This is a genomic window from Amycolatopsis sp. NPDC098790 (assembly GCF_044759945.1).
In the GTDB taxonomy this organism is placed as follows: domain Bacteria; phylum Actinomycetota; class Actinomycetes; order Mycobacteriales; family Pseudonocardiaceae; genus Amycolatopsis.
In genome coordinates, this window is sequence record NZ_JBIWAI010000001.1 from 1095790 (window position 1) to 1113399 (window position 17610).

The 17610-nt window shown below is 67.5% G+C and carries 18 protein-coding genes and 1 tRNA gene; 13 read left to right on the forward strand and 6 right to left on the reverse strand.

Annotation, left to right across the window (positions count from 1 at the left end; all coding sequences use genetic code 11):
* Positions 1–212 precede the first annotated feature (212 nt).
* The 5 genes from ACIQWX_RS05540 (at position 213) to ACIQWX_RS05560 (ending at position 5707) form a co-directional block, all read left to right on the forward strand.
* Entirely contained in the window at positions 213–1001 is a 789-nt protein-coding gene (locus ACIQWX_RS05540; protein ID WP_400865973.1) for a maleylpyruvate isomerase family mycothiol-dependent enzyme, read from the forward strand.
* A 101-nt stretch (positions 1002–1102) separates the two neighbouring features.
* Positions 1103–1900, forward strand: coding sequence for an SDR family oxidoreductase (locus ACIQWX_RS05545; protein WP_400865976.1), 798 nt, complete (start codon positions 1103–1105; stop codon positions 1898–1900).
* A gap of 51 nt (positions 1901–1951) precedes the next feature.
* Positions 1952–2842 (forward strand): helix-turn-helix transcriptional regulator, encoded by an 891-nt coding sequence (locus ACIQWX_RS05550; RefSeq protein ID WP_400865979.1) that lies wholly within the window; start codon positions 1952–1954, stop codon positions 2840–2842.
* A 584-nt stretch (positions 2843–3426) separates the two neighbouring features.
* The gene (locus ACIQWX_RS05555; RefSeq protein ID WP_400865981.1) at positions 3427–4389 is read left to right on the forward strand and encodes a pentapeptide repeat-containing protein; all 963 of its coding nucleotides are present in this window, start codon (positions 3427–3429) and stop codon (positions 4387–4389) included.
* Between the two features lie 379 nt (positions 4390–4768).
* Complete coding sequence (locus ACIQWX_RS05560; protein WP_400865984.1) at positions 4769–5707, forward strand: PIN domain-containing protein; 939 nt, start codon at positions 4769–4771, stop codon at positions 5705–5707.
* A gap of 202 nt (positions 5708–5909) precedes the next feature.
* Here the strand turns inward: ACIQWX_RS05560 and ACIQWX_RS05565 are convergent, their stop codons facing one another.
* Together ACIQWX_RS05565 and ACIQWX_RS05570 are read right to left on the reverse strand one after the other, a co-directional pair.
* Positions 5910–7124: a helix-turn-helix domain-containing protein gene (locus ACIQWX_RS05565; RefSeq protein ID WP_400865987.1), complete on the reverse strand. Its 1215-nt coding sequence runs from the start codon at positions 7122–7124 to the stop codon at positions 5910–5912.
* Positions 7125–7157: 33 nt separating this feature from the next.
* A complete protein-coding gene (locus tag ACIQWX_RS05570; RefSeq protein WP_400865990.1) occupies positions 7158–7646 on the reverse strand; it encodes an NUDIX domain-containing protein in 489 nt (162 codons plus the stop codon).
* A gap of 133 nt (positions 7647–7779) precedes the next feature.
* On the opposite strand from ACIQWX_RS05570, the gene ACIQWX_RS05575 reads away from it, so the two are divergent.
* The 8 genes from ACIQWX_RS05575 (at position 7780) to xerC (ending at position 13291) form a co-directional block, all read left to right on the forward strand.
* On the forward strand, positions 7780–7992 hold the full coding sequence (locus tag ACIQWX_RS05575; RefSeq protein ID WP_400865993.1) for a hypothetical protein: 213 nt from the start codon (positions 7780–7782) through the stop codon (positions 7990–7992).
* The gene (locus tag ACIQWX_RS05580; protein WP_400865996.1) at positions 7989–8288 is read left to right on the forward strand and encodes a hypothetical protein; all 300 of its coding nucleotides are present in this window, start codon (positions 7989–7991) and stop codon (positions 8286–8288) included. Before ACIQWX_RS05575 ends, ACIQWX_RS05580 begins: the two co-directional genes overlap by 4 nt.
* Positions 8275–8535 carry a hypothetical protein gene (locus tag ACIQWX_RS05585; protein ID WP_400865999.1) on the forward strand — a complete coding sequence of 87 codons (261 nt, stop codon included), beginning with the start codon at positions 8275–8277 and terminating at the stop codon, positions 8533–8535. Before ACIQWX_RS05580 ends, ACIQWX_RS05585 begins: the two co-directional genes overlap by 14 nt.
* Positions 8536–8928: 393 nt before the next feature.
* Positions 8929–9354 (forward strand): hypothetical protein, encoded by a 426-nt coding sequence (locus tag ACIQWX_RS05590; RefSeq protein WP_400866002.1) that lies wholly within the window; start codon positions 8929–8931, stop codon positions 9352–9354.
* Positions 9355–9803: 449 nt separating this feature from the next.
* A complete protein-coding gene (locus tag ACIQWX_RS05595) occupies positions 9804–10334 on the forward strand; it encodes a hypothetical protein (protein ID WP_400866005.1) in 531 nt (176 codons plus the stop codon).
* Positions 10334–11893 carry a DUF3631 domain-containing protein gene (locus ACIQWX_RS05600; protein WP_400866008.1) on the forward strand — a complete coding sequence of 520 codons (1560 nt, stop codon included), beginning with the start codon at positions 10334–10336 and terminating at the stop codon, positions 11891–11893. The genes ACIQWX_RS05595 and ACIQWX_RS05600 overlap by 1 nt, the downstream gene beginning before the upstream one ends.
* Positions 11890–12120: a helix-turn-helix domain-containing protein gene (locus ACIQWX_RS05605; protein WP_400866011.1), complete on the forward strand. Its 231-nt coding sequence runs from the start codon at positions 11890–11892 to the stop codon at positions 12118–12120. Before ACIQWX_RS05600 ends, ACIQWX_RS05605 begins: the two co-directional genes overlap by 4 nt.
* The gene (gene xerC, locus ACIQWX_RS05610; protein WP_400866014.1) at positions 12104–13291 is read left to right on the forward strand and encodes a tyrosine recombinase XerC; all 1188 of its coding nucleotides are present in this window, start codon (positions 12104–12106) and stop codon (positions 13289–13291) included. The genes ACIQWX_RS05605 and xerC overlap by 17 nt, the downstream gene beginning before the upstream one ends.
* A 163-nt stretch (positions 13292–13454) precedes the next feature.
* On the opposite strand, the gene fxsT is transcribed toward xerC, so the two are convergent.
* The 4 genes from fxsT to ACIQWX_RS05630 all read right to left on the reverse strand — a co-directional run bounded on the left by fxsT (position 13455) and on the right by ACIQWX_RS05630 (position 17583).
* Positions 13455–15935: an FxSxx-COOH system tetratricopeptide repeat protein gene (fxsT, locus tag ACIQWX_RS05615; RefSeq protein WP_400866017.1), complete on the reverse strand. Its 2481-nt coding sequence runs from the start codon at positions 15933–15935 to the stop codon at positions 13455–13457.
* 2 nt (positions 15936–15937) lie between these two features.
* Entirely contained in the window at positions 15938–16336 is a 399-nt protein-coding gene (locus tag ACIQWX_RS05620; RefSeq protein ID WP_400866019.1) for a hypothetical protein, read from the reverse strand.
* Positions 16337–16806: 470 nt separating this feature from the next.
* Positions 16807–16880 (reverse strand) — tRNA-Ile (locus tag ACIQWX_RS05625).
* Positions 16881–16929: 49 nt separating this feature from the next.
* On the reverse strand, positions 16930–17583 hold the full coding sequence (locus tag ACIQWX_RS05630; RefSeq protein WP_400866022.1) for a DUF3566 domain-containing protein: 654 nt from the start codon (positions 17581–17583) through the stop codon (positions 16930–16932).
* Positions 17584–17610: the final 27 nt, after the last annotated feature.

The following is a 17610-nucleotide window of genomic DNA, read 5'->3' on the forward strand; positions in this document are numbered from 1 at the left end:
GCCTCAACCACCGCCTTCGCGGAGTTCCGTTCGGCTGGAGCCGCGTTGAGCCACTTCGCCGAGAGGCGACCGTGGCGCGCGCCGACCGTGACCGCTCAGCCCTGCCGGTTCATTCTCTTCCCGGCAGGGCTGACCTGTATCCGGGTCCTGTCGATTCCGGTCATCCTCGTTCGACGCGTTGGCGAAGGCCGACCGGAGACAAGGGGCGAACGATGACCGAACTGAACGCGGAACAGACCCGGCGAGCGATCGTCGACCACACGCGGCGGATGGCGGAAGCAGCCGTCGCGGCCGGACCGGACGCCGCTGTGCCGACCGCGCCGGAGTGGACCGTCACCGACCTGGTCGAGCACCTGGGCCAGACCCAGCACTGGGTCGCGGAGATCATCGAGCGGCGCATCACCGACCCCACCCAGCTGCCCATGGAGATGGCCGCACCCCCGGCCGGCCCCGCCGAGTGGCCGGCGTGGCTGGCGGAGGCCGCGCGGCGGGTCGCGGCCGCGTGCTCCGACGACGCGCTCGACGCACCGGTGTTCAACGCCGCGGGGGACGACCGTTCCGGGACGCAGTTCTGGCTGACCAGCATGCTCAACGAGGCGGTCGTCCACGGCGCCGACGCGGCTAGCGCGGCGGACCGGCCGGCCGACGTCGACGCCGACGTCGCGGCGGCGCTCATCAGCAACCACCTCACGATGCTCACCTCCCCGACGTGGGAGCTGCGGCGGTCCGAGTCCGCCCACGCGATCCGCGGCACCGGGCAGACCCTGCTGTGGCAGGCCACGGACACCGCGGACGCATGGCTCGTCGAGCGGACGCCGGACGGCGCGAAGTGGCGGCCCGGCACCGGGCCGGCCGACGTGACGGTGACCGGCCCCGCATCAGCGCTGCTGCTGACCTTGACCCGGCGGCATTCCGTGGCGGAAGCACCCGGCACCACCATCGACGGCGACGCCGACCTCGTTCGGCACTGGCTCGACAACACGGCGCACGTCAGCGATTGAAAGGGTGGCTCTCCCAGTACCTGTACCGCCAGGATCTCCCCGTCGTCCAGGACGCCTGTCAGCCTCGTCGAGTCAGTTCCCGGCTCCACAGAGGAAGATCCATGTCGGACAACCAGTTCACCACTCACGCGGACCTTTTCGATCTGAGTGGGAAGCACGCACTCGTCACTGGCGGCACCAGGGGCATCGGGATGATGATCGCGCGCGGCCTCCTGCAGGCGGGCGCGCGCGTCGTCATCAGCTCGCGCAATGCGGACACGTGCGCGGAGGCACAGCGTTTCCTTTCCGATTTCGGTGACGTGCAAGCGATTCCCGCCGACCTGTCCAGGCACGACGAGTGTCAGCGCCTCGCTGACCTCGTCGGCTCGGAACGGCTGGACATCCTCGTCAACAACGCGGGAGCGATGTGGCGTGAGCCGCTGGAGACGTTCCCGGACGAGGCGTGGGACTCGGTGATCGACGTCAACCTCAAGTCGCCGTTCTGGCTGGTGCAGGCGCTGCTCCCCGCACTGCGCAAGGCGGGCACCGCCGATGATCCCGCGCGGGTCATCAACGTCGGCAGCATCGCCGCCATCCACGTCGCCGAGTCGCCCAACTACTCCTACGCCAGCAGCAAAGCGGGACTCCACCAGCTCACCAGGGTGCTGGCCAGGGAACTGGGCCCGCAGCACGTCACGGTGAACGCGGTGGCCCCGGGACCGTTCCCGTCGCACATGATGGCGGCCACGCTCGACGCCATCGGCGACAAGATCGCGGCGAAGGCCCCGCTGCGCCGGCTCGGCCGCGACGACGACATGGCAGGTGTCGCCGTGTTCCTGGCCAGCCGGGCCGCGGCCTACCTCACGGGCGCGATCATCCCGGTCGACGGCGGCATCGCCACGACCGCGACGGGCACGTAGGGGTACCGGCAGAACCTCCCGTCGCCCGCGGACAGGGCCTACGGTGAAGGGGTGACCAAGATCGATCCGCGCACCGAGATCAAGGAGTTCCTGAGCTCCCGGCGCGCGCGGATCACGCCCGAGCGGGCCGGACTGCCCGCGTACGGCGGCAACCGACGCGTCAAAGGCCTGCGTCGCGAAGAGGTAGCTCTGCTGGCCGGAATATCGGTCGACTACTACGTGCGCATGGAGCGCGGCGGCCTCGCCGGCGCGTCCGACGGAGTGCTCGACGCGGTTGCGTCCGCCTTGCAGCTCGACGAGGCCGAGCGCGACCACCTGTTCCAGCTCGCGCGGCAGTCAAGGGCGCCCGGCGGTCCCCGCCGCCGGCGCCCCGCCGTGACGCTGCGTCCGGCACTCCAGCAGGTCCTCGACGCGATCACCGACGCGCCGGCGTGGATCTGCAACGGCCGTTACGACGTGCTGGCCGCAAACCACCTCGCCCGCGCGCTGTATTCCCCGGTACTGGCCGATTCGCGACGCCCGGCGAACACCGCGCGGTTCGTGTATTTGAATCCCGAAGCGGCACGGGCGTTTTTCGTCGACTACGACCGGATCGCTCGTGATGTGGCCGCGAAGCTGCGCATGGAAGCCGGCCGCAATCCGCACGACGAAGAGCTGATCGCCCTGGTCGGTGAGTTGTCGACGCGCAGTGAACTGTTTCGGCAGCGGTGGGCATCGCAGGACGTCCGGTTCCACCGGTCCGGACGCAAGCGTCTGCACCACCCGGTGGTGGGCCGCCTCGACCTGGACGTCGAGTCGATGGAGCTGTCCGCCGAACCCGGCTTGCTCTTGAACGTGTACACGGCACCCGCCGGCACGGCGGCTGCGGACGGTCTCGTCCTGTTGGCGTCATGGGCGGCTGACACGCAAAAGCCCGGCTCGCACAACGCGAACCGGGCTTGACTTGCGTGGCCCTATCAGGACTTAACCTGGGACCTCTTCGTTATCAGGGCAAGGTCGCGGCTCGCCAGTCACATTGGATGGCGCTTGACCTGACGGTTCAGTGTCCGTGGACGTTCGCTGATGACCGCCGTTGCCTCTCTCGATCGTCACTCAGTTCGTCACTCAGGTCTATACCCCAACCAGACGGAAGATCTAGGGGTCGACGCGGAGCTCTACCTGAATGTAGCGATCGCATGGCGCAGCGCGACTTATCTTTCATGAGCGGAGCCAGGCGACGGCGGTTGCGCCGGACCGGTATCGGGTTGGTTGTGGTCGCTGTGCTCACAGCGAGCGCAGAGGTCACATGGCCAGCATGGTGGCCGGGGTGGGCCGCGGTCGGGAACTCATTGTTACACGCATGGTGGGTAATTCCCCTGGCGACTGCGGTGTTGGGAAGCTGGGTATTCACGCTGTCCCGACGACCGGCAACTCCGGCGGCTGCCGCTCAATCGATCGTGTGGGAGCGGACGTCCGACCAGAGCGGCCTCCTCGCCCGACCAGCCCCGACCACAACTCAAGTTCGACAGCCGCGGAACTGGTCGGCAGTGACTTCGTTGATCACCGCCGCCACCGCGTTGGGCGCGTTGGTGTTCACCGGATTATCGTTGTCGGCAACGCGGGACCAGGTCAACGTGTCCCAGCAGAGCCAGATCACCGACCGGTACACCAAGGCTATCGAGCAGATAGGCGCTCAAGGCCGCGAGCACCTGCAGACCCGGCTCGGTGGAATCTACGCACTGGAACGGCTCGCCTACGACTCCTCACGCGACCAGCCCACAATTATCGAGGTGCTCTCCGCGTTCGTCCGCAGCGCCGTTCCCGTTGCGAACAGCGCAGCCGCACCGTGTCCGCCCCCGCCAGTCGGTTTGGACGTCCAAGCCGCACTCACTGTGCTAGGACGCCGCGACAAGGCCAACGATCAGGGCGCCCAAATCGACCTGCAATACACGTGTTTAGGTGGCGCTCAGGTTTTCGGCGACCTCTCCGAAGCGAACCTCATGGGCGCAGACCTCACCGGCACGAACCTCACCGGCGTCGACCTCATCGGCACCAACCTGATGGGGGTCAACCTCACCCGCGCATCGCTCGCCGGCGCGAACGTAATCTACGCCGACCTTACCAACGCGAACCTCTCTGAGGCGTTGCTAATCACCGCGGATTTCACCAACGCGAACCTCGATGGCGCACACCTGACCAACGCCAACCTCGATGGCGCGCACCTGGCCAACGCGACCCTCACAGTCCCGGATCTCCTCGACGCGAGCCACAGCCACGTGAGCGAAGGCGTCGCTGGTATGGGTGCCACGGACCTCACCGGCGCGAACCTCACCGGCGCCGACCTCACCAATGCGAACCTCACCGGCGCGAACCTCACCGACGCTGACCTCACCAGCACGGACCTCACCCGCGCGAACCTCGCTGGCTCGAACCTCACCAGGGCCCGCCACGATGCGACTACCCGCATAGACCACACGAGCAGAACCAACACGGTGGGAGCCTGGTGGTGATGGACATCCAGGCCGCCACGTTCACTCGTCATCACGAGTGAAGACACTTCGAGCCCGTCGGTTGTGGACCGAACTCGCTACCGAGTTCAAAAGCCAGGACGAACCGGCCTCCGACTCGACCGCGTCATAAGGTCGTTGCCCGGAAAATTCCGGCGGTGAAGCCCCGATGGACACTCCCGACCTTACCGACGCCGTCGCCGATCAGCCGGATGCCGTCGGCCGCTGGCACATCCGCGCCCGGCATGACCGTGATCTACGAGCGCCGCGAATAGGCGCTCCCGGTCTGTTGATTACCGCACACGCTGCGCGGCCGGCCGCGTGAATCGAAGTCGTAAGCTGCCAAGAGGACGATCGGGTGGGTCGATGCAAGACTTCGCGGATGCTGGTGACTCTGGTACCCGGTGCCGACCGGGCGAACGTCGAACGGACCCTGCGGGAACTCCATACGGATGCCTACAACGTCCGGGCTGATGCTGCTGGGCGCGCGATCCATGCGGCGGACCGAGTCGTCCGCTATTTCCAGTGGGCTCACAGCGCAGCACGACGTTTGCGGGGCCAGATCACGCAGGCAGACATCGATCGCCTCATTCTCACGCGACCATACGACCGCCTGATGGGGATGGCTGACGGCGGCACTGCGGGGGTCGCCAACGGCCTGGTCTTCGCCGAGTTGACGGCACGTATCGACGACCTCCAGGTGGCTGCGGACACACTGGCCGCCGAGATAAATCGCTGGGCGGCAACCGGTCGGCTCATCGTGGCTGACACCAACGTCTACCTGGACGGGGAGAAGTTCGAGCACATCGACTTCGCCAAGCTGGTGGATGAGCGCGACGCGCCTCTGCACATTCTGGTTCCGCTCGTAGTTGTCGATGAGCTGGACAACCTCAAGAAGTCCAAAGACCCACATCTCCGTTGGCGATCCCGTCACACCCTTGCTGAGCTCGACCGGCTCCTGGTCGATCCCACCCGACCAGCGCAGTTCCGCCCCGCGGACTTTTCACCCGCGCAAGCCGAGGGCGGTGGCGTCCCACGCGGCGAGGTCACGTTGGAACTCCTACTCGACCCACCACGGCACATCCGGCTGCCGATCGACGACGACGAGATCATCGACCGCGCCGTCGCCGTGCAGATCCTTGCCGGCCGCCAGGTGATTTTGCTGACCTACGACACCGGCATGGCCACCCGAGGCCGTGCCGCTGGGCTCGAAGTGGTCAAGATCCCGCAGTTGCCGGACGCTCCAGAACCGGACCAAAGCAGACCTGCTCGAAAGGGGTCGAAAGCGCTGCGTCCGACGGGACAAGGTTCGACAACGTGACGCTCTATCAGCACTCTCGTGAGGCGAGGTCAGGATTCGGCTGGACCGCGGCATCTCCAGTCGTGACGAATACTGCAGGACCGGAATAGCGCGCCCTTTCTCTAGTGCTCGGCGAGTTCGAGGAAGCCCGCGTGCTTACCGCCACCACCTTTTGCGATCGACCATTGTGGACAGAGCTTCCTAGGCCGTAATGCGCGGTGCCCTACTCAACGACGCCGTAGTGGCTGGCGAGAGCGGCAAACTCCGGCCCGCGGCGCCGGGTCGCTCGATCAACGAGACGCCGCATCGTGGTCTTGCCGAGCGGCTGATACCGCACCCAGTCCGGCGCAAGGTCGCGCGCCTCGGCGAGCCATTCCAGGGCGTCCCGATCGTGGCGGAGGTCCGCGGCCGCCGCCGCGAGAAACAATCGGTGACCGGCTTCCCAGAAGGCCGGGACGTCGCCCGTGCTACCCGGCACGGCGGCAGCCAGACGGAGCGCCTGTTCCGGGTCGCCTGCCCGCGCCGCAAGCTCGACGTTCTGGAGCGCAGCGACGCGGGGGCCGAAGATCGCGGCTTCTGAGGCCGTGTCGCCTCGCGACCGGATCGCGGCAGCGTGAGCAGCGGCAAGGAGGTCCTCGGCGCGGCCGGCGCTACCGGTTCGCAGCGCGGCGGTTGCGGCGTTGAACAGGAGGTTGCCGAATACACCAGCGCGCACCGGGTCGCGGTCGAGCATCCGCGGTTCCATCGCGGCGGCCGCCTGCGTGGCGACACGCTCAGCGTCTTCCGCCCGTCCCTGGCGGACGAGCGTCCACGCGAGATAGCGAAGCGAGATCGCAGCCTCTACCTCGGGAGCGTCCGACTCGGCCGCAGCCTCGATCGCCCGGGCGGCGGAGGTGTAGGCCAAGTCGTCGAAGCCGAGTCGGCCCGCGATGCCAGCGCCGAGCCGATACGCGGTCGACAAGACGCGGTGCGCGCCGGCGCGCTCCTCGTCGCGGGTATCGCGGACGCCCCGACGAGCGTCGGCAAGGACGACTGGCAGCGCGTGCAGCAGCTCGGCATGGCGCCCATCGACGTACGCCCTCCAAGCAGCGTGCGCGCTGGCTGTGAGTTCTGGGAGCGGCAGCAGCTCGCGGGTGTCGGCCAGGTCCTCAAGACCGGGAATGGACGCATCCGCGGTGATCGCCCGGCGGAGCGGCGCCACGTCGACATCGCGAGAGTGCGGCGCCGGCAGCGTGCCGAGCAGCGCATCGACCGGGACGCCGAGCGCGGCCGCGAGCTTCCGCAGGGTGGCCGGACGGCTGGTCGTCCGAGTGCCCTGCTCGATGCGCGCCACGGTGTCGACGCCGACTGAAGCAGCCTCGGCGAGTCCCTCTTGGGAGAAATCGCGGGCTTTGCGGATGCGCGTCAGGTTCTCGGCGAGCGGGTTGTGAGCGGTCATCCGTCCTCCGGCTGTGTGCACGCAGTAACCAGACTACTGCGCTATGCGCCTGCCGTCCTCACATATCAGCAGCTCACCGAGGCGCGCGGCGTCGAGGGCAACCGCGATCCGGCGCGCGAGGATCGGCTTCAGGCGCGATGCCGCGGTGTCGAGCGGCAGCAACTCCACCGACAAGATTTCAGGGTCCGTGATCCTCAGGGCCTTGATCTCGGCCTCGTCGACCAGGCCGCCGTCGAAGACGTACGCCATCCCCTCCGGCATGCGCGAGTCGTCCGGGATGTAGTCGATCACCAGCAGGTTGCCAAGCGGCCGATCGATGCCGACCTCTTCAGCGACCTCGCGAGCTGCCGTACGCCAGGGCGGCTCGCCCTCCTCGCACGCACCGCCCGGGATGTCCCAGTGCGGCTTATACGACGGCTCGACGAACAGCACGCGGTCGGCCTCGTCGCGGAAGAGGACGCCGGCGGACATGCGCTTGCGGTTGAGCGAGCGCACGTACTCGTCGAAGGGGAGCAAGTCCACGAGGCGAGGCTACCGGCGGCAAGCGACGTCCCGCTGATCTATGCCTTTCACGCCTAGTTCGTGGGCGTTGACCTGCTGAAATCATGGTTACCGGCTGTGTTTTGAGTGTCCGGATTCGACGACAGTTGATCAGGTGACGGCACAAGACGGGGGCTCGACCGGACGCGAGGACCGGCCGACGTTCTGGTGCGGCGGCTCGCTTTTCAACACCAGCGGCCAGCGGCTCAACGAGATTGACTGGAGCACGACTCAGCACCCGAAGACGCACGCGGACATGACCGATGCCGACTGGGAGCAGGCTGCCACCGCGCTTCGGTCGTTCGAGGTCGAGCGAGGGCTTCGGTGACCGCATTGGATGACCGCCCGGTCAGTCACCCGGCCGCCCCTCGGCGTGACTTCTGGGAATGGCACGAGTTCACCGACGGCGACGGCTGGGCTCACCTGTACCTGCACTCGGAGATGGCGAACCCACGTCTTGTCCTGCTGCTGCCCTGGTGCTTGATCGACGATCCGTTTCCGCTGGAGCACGACCGCCCGAGCGTCAGCCGCAGTCGGGTGATCCCGAAGCCCGGCCGGATATGCCCTGTCTGTGCGAGCCAGAACGAGCACCGGCGAATCGAGGTGCCGCGTGCACGCGCGTGATCGCGAACTGCTGGCCGGCCTCTCGAAGATGAACTCCAGGATCGGGAGCGTGACGGTCGAGCTGCTGACCCTCCAGCCGAACGACGTGCGTTATGCGGCGGCGTTGCGCACGCTCGCCCGTCAGCTGTCGCAAGTCGGCGCCGCACTGGCCCGGCGCGCCGGCGAGTTGGACGGCGGCGACGTCGATCTGGTGAGTCTGTTGGACGCCCCGAGCGAAGACGCTCACCGACTGAACGGAGCGGGTTGAACCGTGACCGACGCTGCACCCCGACCTGCCCTCATCGCGCTTGCAGACGGCCTCCGCGATGCCCGTACCCGCCGTGGCGTCGGCCTCCGCCGGCTCGCCGACATGATCAATCTTCACCCGGGAGTGCTGTCGAGTTTCGAGCTTGGCAAACGCATACCGCCGGACACGACCGTGGCGCACATCCTCGGCGTCCTGCGCTCGCCGACCGCCGTGTGCGATCAGCTTGTCGATCTTGCCCGTCGAGCCCCTCAAAGTCACGGGCCAGCAGGCCAACGACATGGTGCTCGGCACCTCGTCGTACCGGAACGGCATCCGGGCAACCACGCTGTCCTTTCGGGATAAGGGGATCGGGTACCTGGCCGGCGAAGGCGACGAGCCGCGCATCACCGCGGCGTGTACATCGACGGCCCGGACGCCGAGAAGATCGCCGCCCGCGCACGAACCGCACGGCTGGCGGCCGGACGGCTGACCGGCTACGCCGCGGGCCTGGACCTCACGCCCGAGGAGGACGAGGACACGAGCACGTTGCTCGCCGACGTGCTGACCGCGATCGGCGACGCCGAGAAGGCTTGGTCGGAGCGGATCGTTGACCGGCTCGCCGAGTTGCGGCCGTCGGTCTACGGCCCGTGGGCGGAACTGCCCACCGGGGCGGCGAAGGCAACGCAGCTCTCGACCGCGCTGAAGCCGCTGGGGATCACCACCAAGCAGGTGTGGGGCAACGACGTCGACACCGGCAAGGGCGCCAACCGGATGGGCGTCAAGCGCGAGTGGATCGCCGACGCACTGACCGAGCGTGACCGGAACCGCAAGAGCGGCTAGCTCCGCAAGGCTCTAGGTCTAGAGCCTCGTCCCTCTAGACCTAGAGCCCTCCCTAGACCACCACAACACCGCTGATCAGCGCCCTAGCACCTAGAGGCGCGGGCCGAGTGCGGCCAAAAACAGCCCCGGAGGCTCCGGTGAACCCCCTCAGCAACCCGACCGTCCCGCTCCTGCTCGTTCTCACAATTGTCACTCTCGGCTACTCATGGTCCTGCGCGGTCTACCCCTACAAGCCGTGCCGCTCCTGCCGGGGCTTCGGCAATTTCCGCTCGCCACTGCTCCGCGCGATCCGGCTCTGCCGCCGGTGCGACGGCACCGGTCGCACGCTCCGCGCCGGCCGCCGCGCCTACAACTCCTGCCTCCGCGCCCGCCGGTCGTACCGCGAACTCCGTGACCGCGACCGCCGCGACAACAGCCGCTGACGCGCAGCTCAACCGAAAGGCCACCCCATGAAGACCACATTGCTCGACCCCGAGCGTCAGTTCCTGGGCTGCGTGATGCAGGTCCGGCTGACCGGGGCCCGTCGACTGCTCGCTGGCATGCGCGCCGACGACTTCGGCTCGCCGATCGCCGCCCGCGTTCTCCAGCTGGTCATCGAGCTGACCGGCGCGGGCCACGCACCGACCCCGATGGCCGTGCTGGACCACGCCCGCGAGCGGACGGCGACCAAGCCACGGTCCGGGGGCGCGCACCGCCTGCACAGCCTCGGCCTCTGGATCGTCCAGACCTACACCGACGGCCCGATCCTGCCGCCGCCGTACTACGGCGCCTGGCTCAAGGCCGTCGTGCTGAAGAACGCCTACCGCCGCGCCGTCCGGGAGCACGCGGCCCGCCTGGTGCAGGCCGTCGAAGACGACTCGCCGACCGACGTTCTCCGCCACCAGCTCGACAACACCGAGCGCTTGGACGACCTGTGGCGGCGCTACCGCGAGGCCGGAGGCGACGACGAACCGACCGCGCGCCTGGAGGTGGCTGCCTGATGTCCGGATTCGACGACACCTTGTCCGTGATCGACTTCGTGATCTCCGACGAGCCGGCGCCGAACTGCCAGCAGTGCGGCCGGCCGCGCGGTGCCTCGCCGTCCGGCGACCTTTGCTCGGAGAACTGCCAGCGCGTCTGGCGCGGCCGCCACATCGCGGCCCAGCCCGCGGAGGACGGCGGCGCCCAGCCGAGAGAGACCCTGCCGGAGGCCACGCCGGTCAATTCGCTGACGTGGCTCGGCCCGGCCCCGGCTGGTGCCTTCGCGAAGCCGGGTCACGAGGTCCTCGACGCGGTCGTGACGTTCGTGTCGCGCTTCTCCGCCTTCGCCAACGAGCACGCCGCACCGACCATCGCGCTCTGGTACGCCCACACCCACGTCGCCGAACGGCTGTATGTCACGCCGAGGTTGATCCTCGACTCGGCGGAGCCGGGGAGCGGCAAGACGCGCGTGCTGGAGGTTGCGCAGTACCTCGTGGCCAAGCCGGAGATGACGATCAGCATCACTCCGACCGCGATCTTCCGCATGCTCGCCGACGGGCCAATGACGCTGCTGTTCGACGAAATTGACGCGGTCTTCAACCCGAAGACGGGCGGGAACAACGAGGACCTCCGCGCGCTGCTCAACGCGGGCTACAAGCGGTCGGCGACGGTGACGCGGTGCGTCGGGGACGCCAAGAGCATGAACGTGACCCGGTTCCCGGTCTATGCACCGGTCGCGCTGGCCGGGATCGCTGGTGGCATGCCGGACACCATCACCACGCGGGCGATCACCGTGCACATGCGCAAGCGCCGCTTCGACGAAGTGGTCGAGGAGTTCATCGAAGAGGACGTCGAGCGGGAGTCGGCGCCGGTGCGCGCCGAGCTGGCGGAGTGGGTCAGCCGCGTCGGCGACGAGGTGAGCCGCGCACGACCGGAACGACCGGACGGCGTCCGCGACCGTGCCGCGGAGATCTGGCGCCCGCTGCTGGCCATCGCGGACGCGGCCGGCGGGCACTGGCCGGAGACGGCACGGCGGGCGTGCCGTCATTTCGTGCTCGAAGCGACCGCGCAACCGTCCTCGATCGGCGTGCGGCTGCTGGCGGACGTCCGGCAGATCTTCGCCGCGGAGAACACCGACCGGATGGTCACCGCCGAGCTGATCCGCGAGCTACACGCCATCGAAGACGGGCCGTGGACTGACGTCCAGGGCAAGCCGCTCGACAGTCGCCGCCTGGCGAAGGAACTCGACCGGTACCTGGTCCGGCCGAAGGACCTCAAGGTCAGCGGCAAGACGCTCAAGGGCTACCGCATCGACGGCGACGGCGGCCTGGCGGACGCCTGGAGCCGCTACCTCCCACCGCCCGAATCCGGCGCAACCTCCGCGACCAGGGCAACCCCGCGGGTCAAGAACACATCGGGACTCGCGGGGCCGCCGGGCTCGGCCGCGACCACCGCAACCCGAGTCGCGGACGGTCGCGGCACCCAACAGCCGCTCGCACCCACGTTGACCAGCCCGGTCGCGGAGGTCGCGGACGTCGCGCCTACCAAGCCGGATCACGACCACGAGGGGGATCGATGAACGCCGTACCCATGCCGATCGCCGTGCCCGAACGGCACCTCTACCGGATCACCGAAGCCATGCGACTGCTCTCGATGAGCCGCTCGGTCATCTACGAACAGCTCCGCTCCGGGCGCCTGCGCTCGGTCAAGCAAGGACGCGCCCAGCTCGTGCCGGCCGTCGCCATCCAGCAGTACGTCGAGTTGCTCATGAAGGAGGCGGAGGTCAGCTATGGCGAGTCGGCGTAGTCGCGGAGACGGCGGCCTGTACTGGTCCGAGGACCGGCAGCGCTGGATCGCGGAACTGACGATCGGATACCGGCCGAACGGGAAGCGCATCACGCGGAAGGCCAGCGGCAAGACGAAGACGGAGGCGAAGGCTGGCCTCGACCGGCTCGTCGAGCGCAAGAAGGAGGGCACCGCCACGGCGGCCCGCGGGCTCACGGTCGAGAAGGCGGTTCGAGACTGGCTGCGGCACGGCCTCAACGGTCGCACTGCCGCGACCGTCGAGAAGCTGACCATCCTGGCCGAGACGCACATCGTCCCCTCACTCGGTGCGCGACTGCTGGTGGACCCGAAACAGTCGAAGGAACTGACCGCTGATGATGCCGACGCCTGGTTGGAGGAGAAGGCAGAGGCTCTCGCCACGCGCACACTCCAGGACCTCCGTTCGATTCTCCGGCGCGCGATCAACCGAGCGGCGAAGCGGACCAAGGGCATCCGAAACGTGGTGCTGCTGTGTGACGAGCTGCCGGTTGGCCGCGACGGACGGCCGTCGAAGTCGCTGACCTTCGCGCAAGCGGTAGCGGTGCTCGCCGCCGCGGAGGCGGAGGACTCCACGTACGGCGACTACACGGTGGTTTCGCTGCTGACTGGCGCGCGGACCGAGGAAGCGCGCCCGCTGGCGTGGCCTGAGGTCGACCTGATCGGGAAGCTGAAGGCGGAACCGCCGATTCCTCCGCACGTCAACGTGTGGCGGTCGGTACGGGTGGGTGGGGACACAAAGACCAGGAAGTCGCGGCGGTCGCTCGCGCTTCCCGGCCGCGCGGTCGACGCGCTGGAGCGCCAGAAGCTCCGCCAGAAGCGTCAGCGCGAGTCGGCCGGCGACCGGTGGCACGAACTCGGGATCGTGTTCGCGTCGGACGTCGGGACACAGCTCGACGCGGCCAACGTCCGGCGCGGCTTCCGTCGCATCTTGAAGCTCGCGGGCCTCGAACCGAAGGACTGGACGCCGCGCGAGCTGCGCCACAGCTTCGTGTCACTGCTCTCCGACAGCGGGCTCACCATCGAGGAGATCTCGCGGCTGGTGGGGCACTCGGACACGAAGGTGACCGAGCTGGTCTACCGCCACCAGTTGCGGCCGGTGATCCAAGGTGGTGCGAAAGCGATGGACGCAATCTTCTCAGATTCAGAGACGTAGATACCTAAGCCAAGGAGAAGTGAGGTGGCACCGTGGCGGACCGTCGTGAGGTCGCGCTGCAACCTCGTCAGCCGAGGGCTCGAAGAGTGAAGGGATCCAATTGAGACCTATGAACGCACGTCTCGAACCGTCGGGCGAGTGGCTGCGTACGTCGCGACACGCTCTAACTATCCGCACCGTCGCTAGTATCCAACTTTCGGCATAAGTAACCCAGATTGCTGCGGGTAGCCAGGGTGTCGGGGTGGTCGGGGCCCAGGATCCGCTGCCGATCTTCGAGCAGGCGTTCGAAATCGGCCACCGCACCCACAACATCACCCGCCTCCCCCCGCCAGGAGGCGAGGTTATTACGCGTGAGCAGGGTGTCGGGGTGGTCGGGGCCCAGGATCCGCTGCCGATCTTCGAGCAGGCGCTCCAACTCGGCCACCGCACCCACAACATCACCCGCCCTCGCCCGCCAGGAGACGAGGTTGCTACGCGCGATCAGGGTGTAAGGATGGTCGGCTCCGACGACTTCGATTTGATCATTAAGCAGGCGTTCAAACTCGGCCACCGCACCCACAACATCACCCGCCTCCCCCCGGGAGGAGGCGAGGTTATTACGCGTGGCCAGGGTGTCGGGGTGGTCGGGGCCCAGGATCCGCTGCCGATCTTCGAGCAGGCGCTCCAACTCGGCCACCGCACCCACAACATCACCCGCCTCCGCCCGCCAGGAGACGAGGTTGCTACGCGTGAGCAGGGTGTCGGGGTGGTCGGGGCCCAGGATCCGCTGCCGATCTTCGAGCAGGCGTTCGAAATCGGCCATCGCACCCACAACATCACCCGCCTCCGCCCGCCAGGAGGCGAGGTTATTACGCGTGGCCAGGGTGCGAGGGTGGTCGGGGCCCAGGATCCGCTGCCGATCTTCGAGCAGACGCTCCAACTCGGCCACCGCACCCACAACATCACCCGCCTCCGCCCGCCAGGAGGCGAGGTTATTACGCGCGATCAGGGTGCGAGGATGGTCGGGTCCCACGACTTCGATTTGATCATTAAGCAGGCATTCGAAATCGGCCACCGCACCCACAACATCACCCGCCCTCGCCCGGCAGGTGGCGAGTTCGTTGCGCGTGTGCAGGGTGTCGAGGTGGTCAGCGCCGAGAAAGCCGTCAGCATCGCGCCACAGGTCGTGAAAGTAGCTCATAGCTGCCGATACGAGTCCTGCATCTTGCAACGACTGGCCTGCCCGGAACAGCACCGGGTGCCCATCGGGATTCCACAACGCCGGGAAAGTGATGGCGTGCAGAGTGCTTGCCGTTGACCGCAGCGCCAGGGTCAGGGCGGGATCGCGGTCGATGCTAGGCCAGATTTCCATGAGTGCGTCTGCGGCGGTCCGGGCCAGATCGGAGAGATGTTCATCCGGAAGGGTGTCACGGACGGCGCGTTGAACTAGAGCATGCGCCTGTACAGCGCGTTCGGATTGGTTGCGATCCAACGTGATCAGGCTGAAGCGGTGAAGGCACCCCAAAGCATCTTGGATGGTTCCGGAATCTGCTTCAGTCGACGTGGCAACAGCCAGGAGGCGAAGGACTGCGTCGGTAGTGAATAACGCAACGGGGACGCCCGCAGGGTCGAGCACACTGATTAGTTGCAACAGCGGCCGTGCGAAGCCCTGCGGCGTCAATGCGTTGGCGCGTTCGATCGACAGCGACCAGGTCGCCGCGACGGTGGCTTGATGCTCGTCCGGAAGGCTGCCATCATCCGGTAGGGCCTGAGCGAGTCTCTTGCGGTTAGCCAGCCGCTTGCGGTAGTCGGGGACCGACATCAGAGGATTGTCGGCGATAAATGCCGCAGCTTGGGCCAATGCCAGGGGGAGATGCCCGAGGTCGACGGCCAGTGCCTTCAGTTGTTCTCGGTCGGACTCGGTCGCGGCGTGGCCTGGCAATTTCGCGATCAAATACGCCAGTGACACCTCTTCGGTGAACACGCCGACCTCGATGAAGTGCCGATCCTCGCGTCCCAGCGCTGCGTCGCGGCGCCGGGTCGTCACCACAATATGTCCTGCAGAGGTGGCGGGCGGCCACAGACCACGCAAGTCTGCAGGATTTTGGAGATCGTCGAGCACGATTAGCCACCGTCGTTCGGTGGAGGCCAGCCAGGCCAAGAACGCTCGGGCAACGTCCTCCGGCGACCGCTGCCCAAGCGACGGGTCGACGTCTCGCAACACCTGACCTGCTGCGTCTGCGTAACCGGTGAGGATCCCGTCACGCGACGCAGCGTTGATCCACACCACCAGGTCCACCGACGTGTCCGGCCACGCCTGCCACGCGTAGTTGGCAGCCAGTTGCGACTTGCCGACCCCACCCAAGCCTGAAAGCACGACGCCGCTGACCTGTGCGGTGCCCACCAGCACCGCCGTATCTCCCGACGCTAACACCCTGGACAGTTCCTGCTCAGCGTCACGGTGCTGGTAGCGGTCGGCCTGCCGCGGCGGGACTCCAACACGCACCGGCCACTCGACCGACAGCAGCGGCGGCTGGACGATGTTCACGGTATTGCCGTCACCAACCTGCGCCGCGATGTTGCCGTGCACATCGTGGGAGGCGCGAGATGGCTGAGGAGCCGGCTCGGGTTCGGTATCGGGCTCGCGATCTTGCCGCTGGCTCATGATCAGGATTGCGCGTCGAAGTTCAGCGTCATGGTGTTGCCGTCGCCGACCTGGACGCCCTGGTTGTCGTGCACGTCGACGCGGTACTTGCCGGCGCTGGTCCCCTCCGGGTCGGTCAACGCAAGTACCCGCTGCGCCGCCGCCACCAGTTCCGCGTTCTCGTCTGCGTTCACCGCGGCCAGCGCCTTCCTCAGCTCGTCCTGATGCGCTTCCGGATCCGCCAACTGCGCCACGATCACGGCTTGGTCGTCAGGATCGTCTCCTTTGCCGCGCAATGCCTTGCTGGTCAGGGTTTTCAACCCGGCGTAGGCGTCCTTGACCGCTGACGAGGCCGTGTCCTTCAAACCAGCTGCAGCTCCCGCACTCAACGCTGCGACCAGGACATCGATCGACTCGATCACCCCGCACCACTCCTGCCTCACGACACTTTGGTCACAGTAAATATCGACGACATCGGACCCGCCGGTACGGCAACCGCGCGTAGACACCCGAATGGCCCAGCCGCGCGGCACCCCGCCGATCTCTGTACCGCCAAGGCCGTCCCGGCCGGCACGTGGAGAGTGTTGCGCTTGGCGCACACAGGCGGCCAGCTCGGACAATTGCCCACATGACGTTCGCTCGGCGCCGACCTGCGACGCGACATCACTACCCATGCGTGACGCTTCCTCGGCCCGTTCGAATTGGCTGAACGCCTTCGACGCGGGGCAGCTCACTGGCTCCGCGACAATGTCGGACCGCGATGGGAGCGATTCGTCGCCAAGCAGGTGGCGGCCGGCGAGACCGAGACATGTCCGAACTGGCAGTCACCCACTTAGTCACCCAGGTCACGCAAAAGCCCGGCTCGCACATCGCGAACCGGGCTTGACCTGCGTGGGCCTACCAGGACTTGAACCTGGGACCTCTTCGTTATCAGCGAAGCGCTCTAACCGCCTGAGCTATAGGCCCTTGAACGAGGAGAACTTTACAGGACCCCCGAAGGGGCCCTGCAACCGGGTTACTCTCGCTCCGACAGCGTGACTTCCAGGCCTCCGGCCAGGTCCGCCGACACGTTGTAGATGAACGCGCTCACCGTGGCCAGGGCCGAGACCAGCACGATGTTGATCGCGCCGAGGATCGCCGCGATGCCGAACACGCGGCCCGCGCTGATCAGTGGTTCCGAGGACGCGTTGGCCCCTTCGCCGCCGACCAGGGACGAGTACGTTCCGTTCAGCTTGTCCCACACGCCCATGCCGTCGAGCACCGTGTACAGGACGCCGACCGCCACCAGCCAGACGAAGAACATCGCTACGCCCAGTACCAGGGACAGCTTCAGCACCGACCACGGGTCGAAGCGCTTGACCTGCAGCGATGCCCTGCGCGGGCCGCGGCCTGGACGTCGCAGGGCGCTTGGGCGGGCTCGCTGGGCCGTGGCCGGGGGGACCTCGGCGCCGGACGGGGGGGTGTCGCCGAACAGCTTGGGGGCCGCGCTGCCCGTTACCACCGGGCGCTGCTCCGGGGAGACCGGTTGGGTCTCCCCGGCGGGCAGCGCGTCCTCCGTGGCCAGCTTGACCGTCGCTTCGGAGTCGCCGTCCTTGCCGACCCGTTGCCAGGGCGGGCTCGCCGGAGTCCCGTTCGAACCTGCTGCCTCGGGATTCTCGGATGGTGTCACGAAGAGTCAGTCCTTACCCGTGCCGTG

Excerpts from the sequence above, each read along its gene's own strand:
- ACIQWX_RS05540 (WP_400865973.1), top strand. The coding sequence starts at position 213 with ATGACCGAACTGAACGCGGAACAGACCCGGCGAGCGATCGTCGACCAC.
- ACIQWX_RS05545 (WP_400865976.1), top strand. The coding sequence starts at position 1,103 with ATGTCGGACAACCAGTTCACCACTCACGCGGACCTTTTCGATCTGAGT.
- ACIQWX_RS05560 (WP_400865984.1), top strand. The coding sequence starts at position 4,769 with ATGCTGGTGACTCTGGTACCCGGTGCCGACCGGGCGAACGTCGAACGG.
- ACIQWX_RS05565 (WP_400865987.1), bottom strand. The coding sequence starts at position 7,124 with ATGACCGCTCACAACCCGCTCGCCGAGAACCTGACGCGCATCCGCAAA.
- ACIQWX_RS05595 (WP_400866005.1), top strand. The coding sequence starts at position 9,804 with ATGAAGACCACATTGCTCGACCCCGAGCGTCAGTTCCTGGGCTGCGTG.
- ACIQWX_RS05600 (WP_400866008.1), top strand. The coding sequence starts at position 10,334 with ATGTCCGGATTCGACGACACCTTGTCCGTGATCGACTTCGTGATCTCC.
- ACIQWX_RS05605 (WP_400866011.1), top strand. The coding sequence starts at position 11,890 with ATGAACGCCGTACCCATGCCGATCGCCGTGCCCGAACGGCACCTCTAC.
- xerC (WP_400866014.1), top strand. The coding sequence starts at position 12,104 with ATGGCGAGTCGGCGTAGTCGCGGAGACGGCGGCCTGTACTGGTCCGAG.
- fxsT (WP_400866017.1), bottom strand. The coding sequence starts at position 15,935 with ATGAGCCAGCGGCAAGATCGCGAGCCCGATACCGAACCCGAGCCGGCT.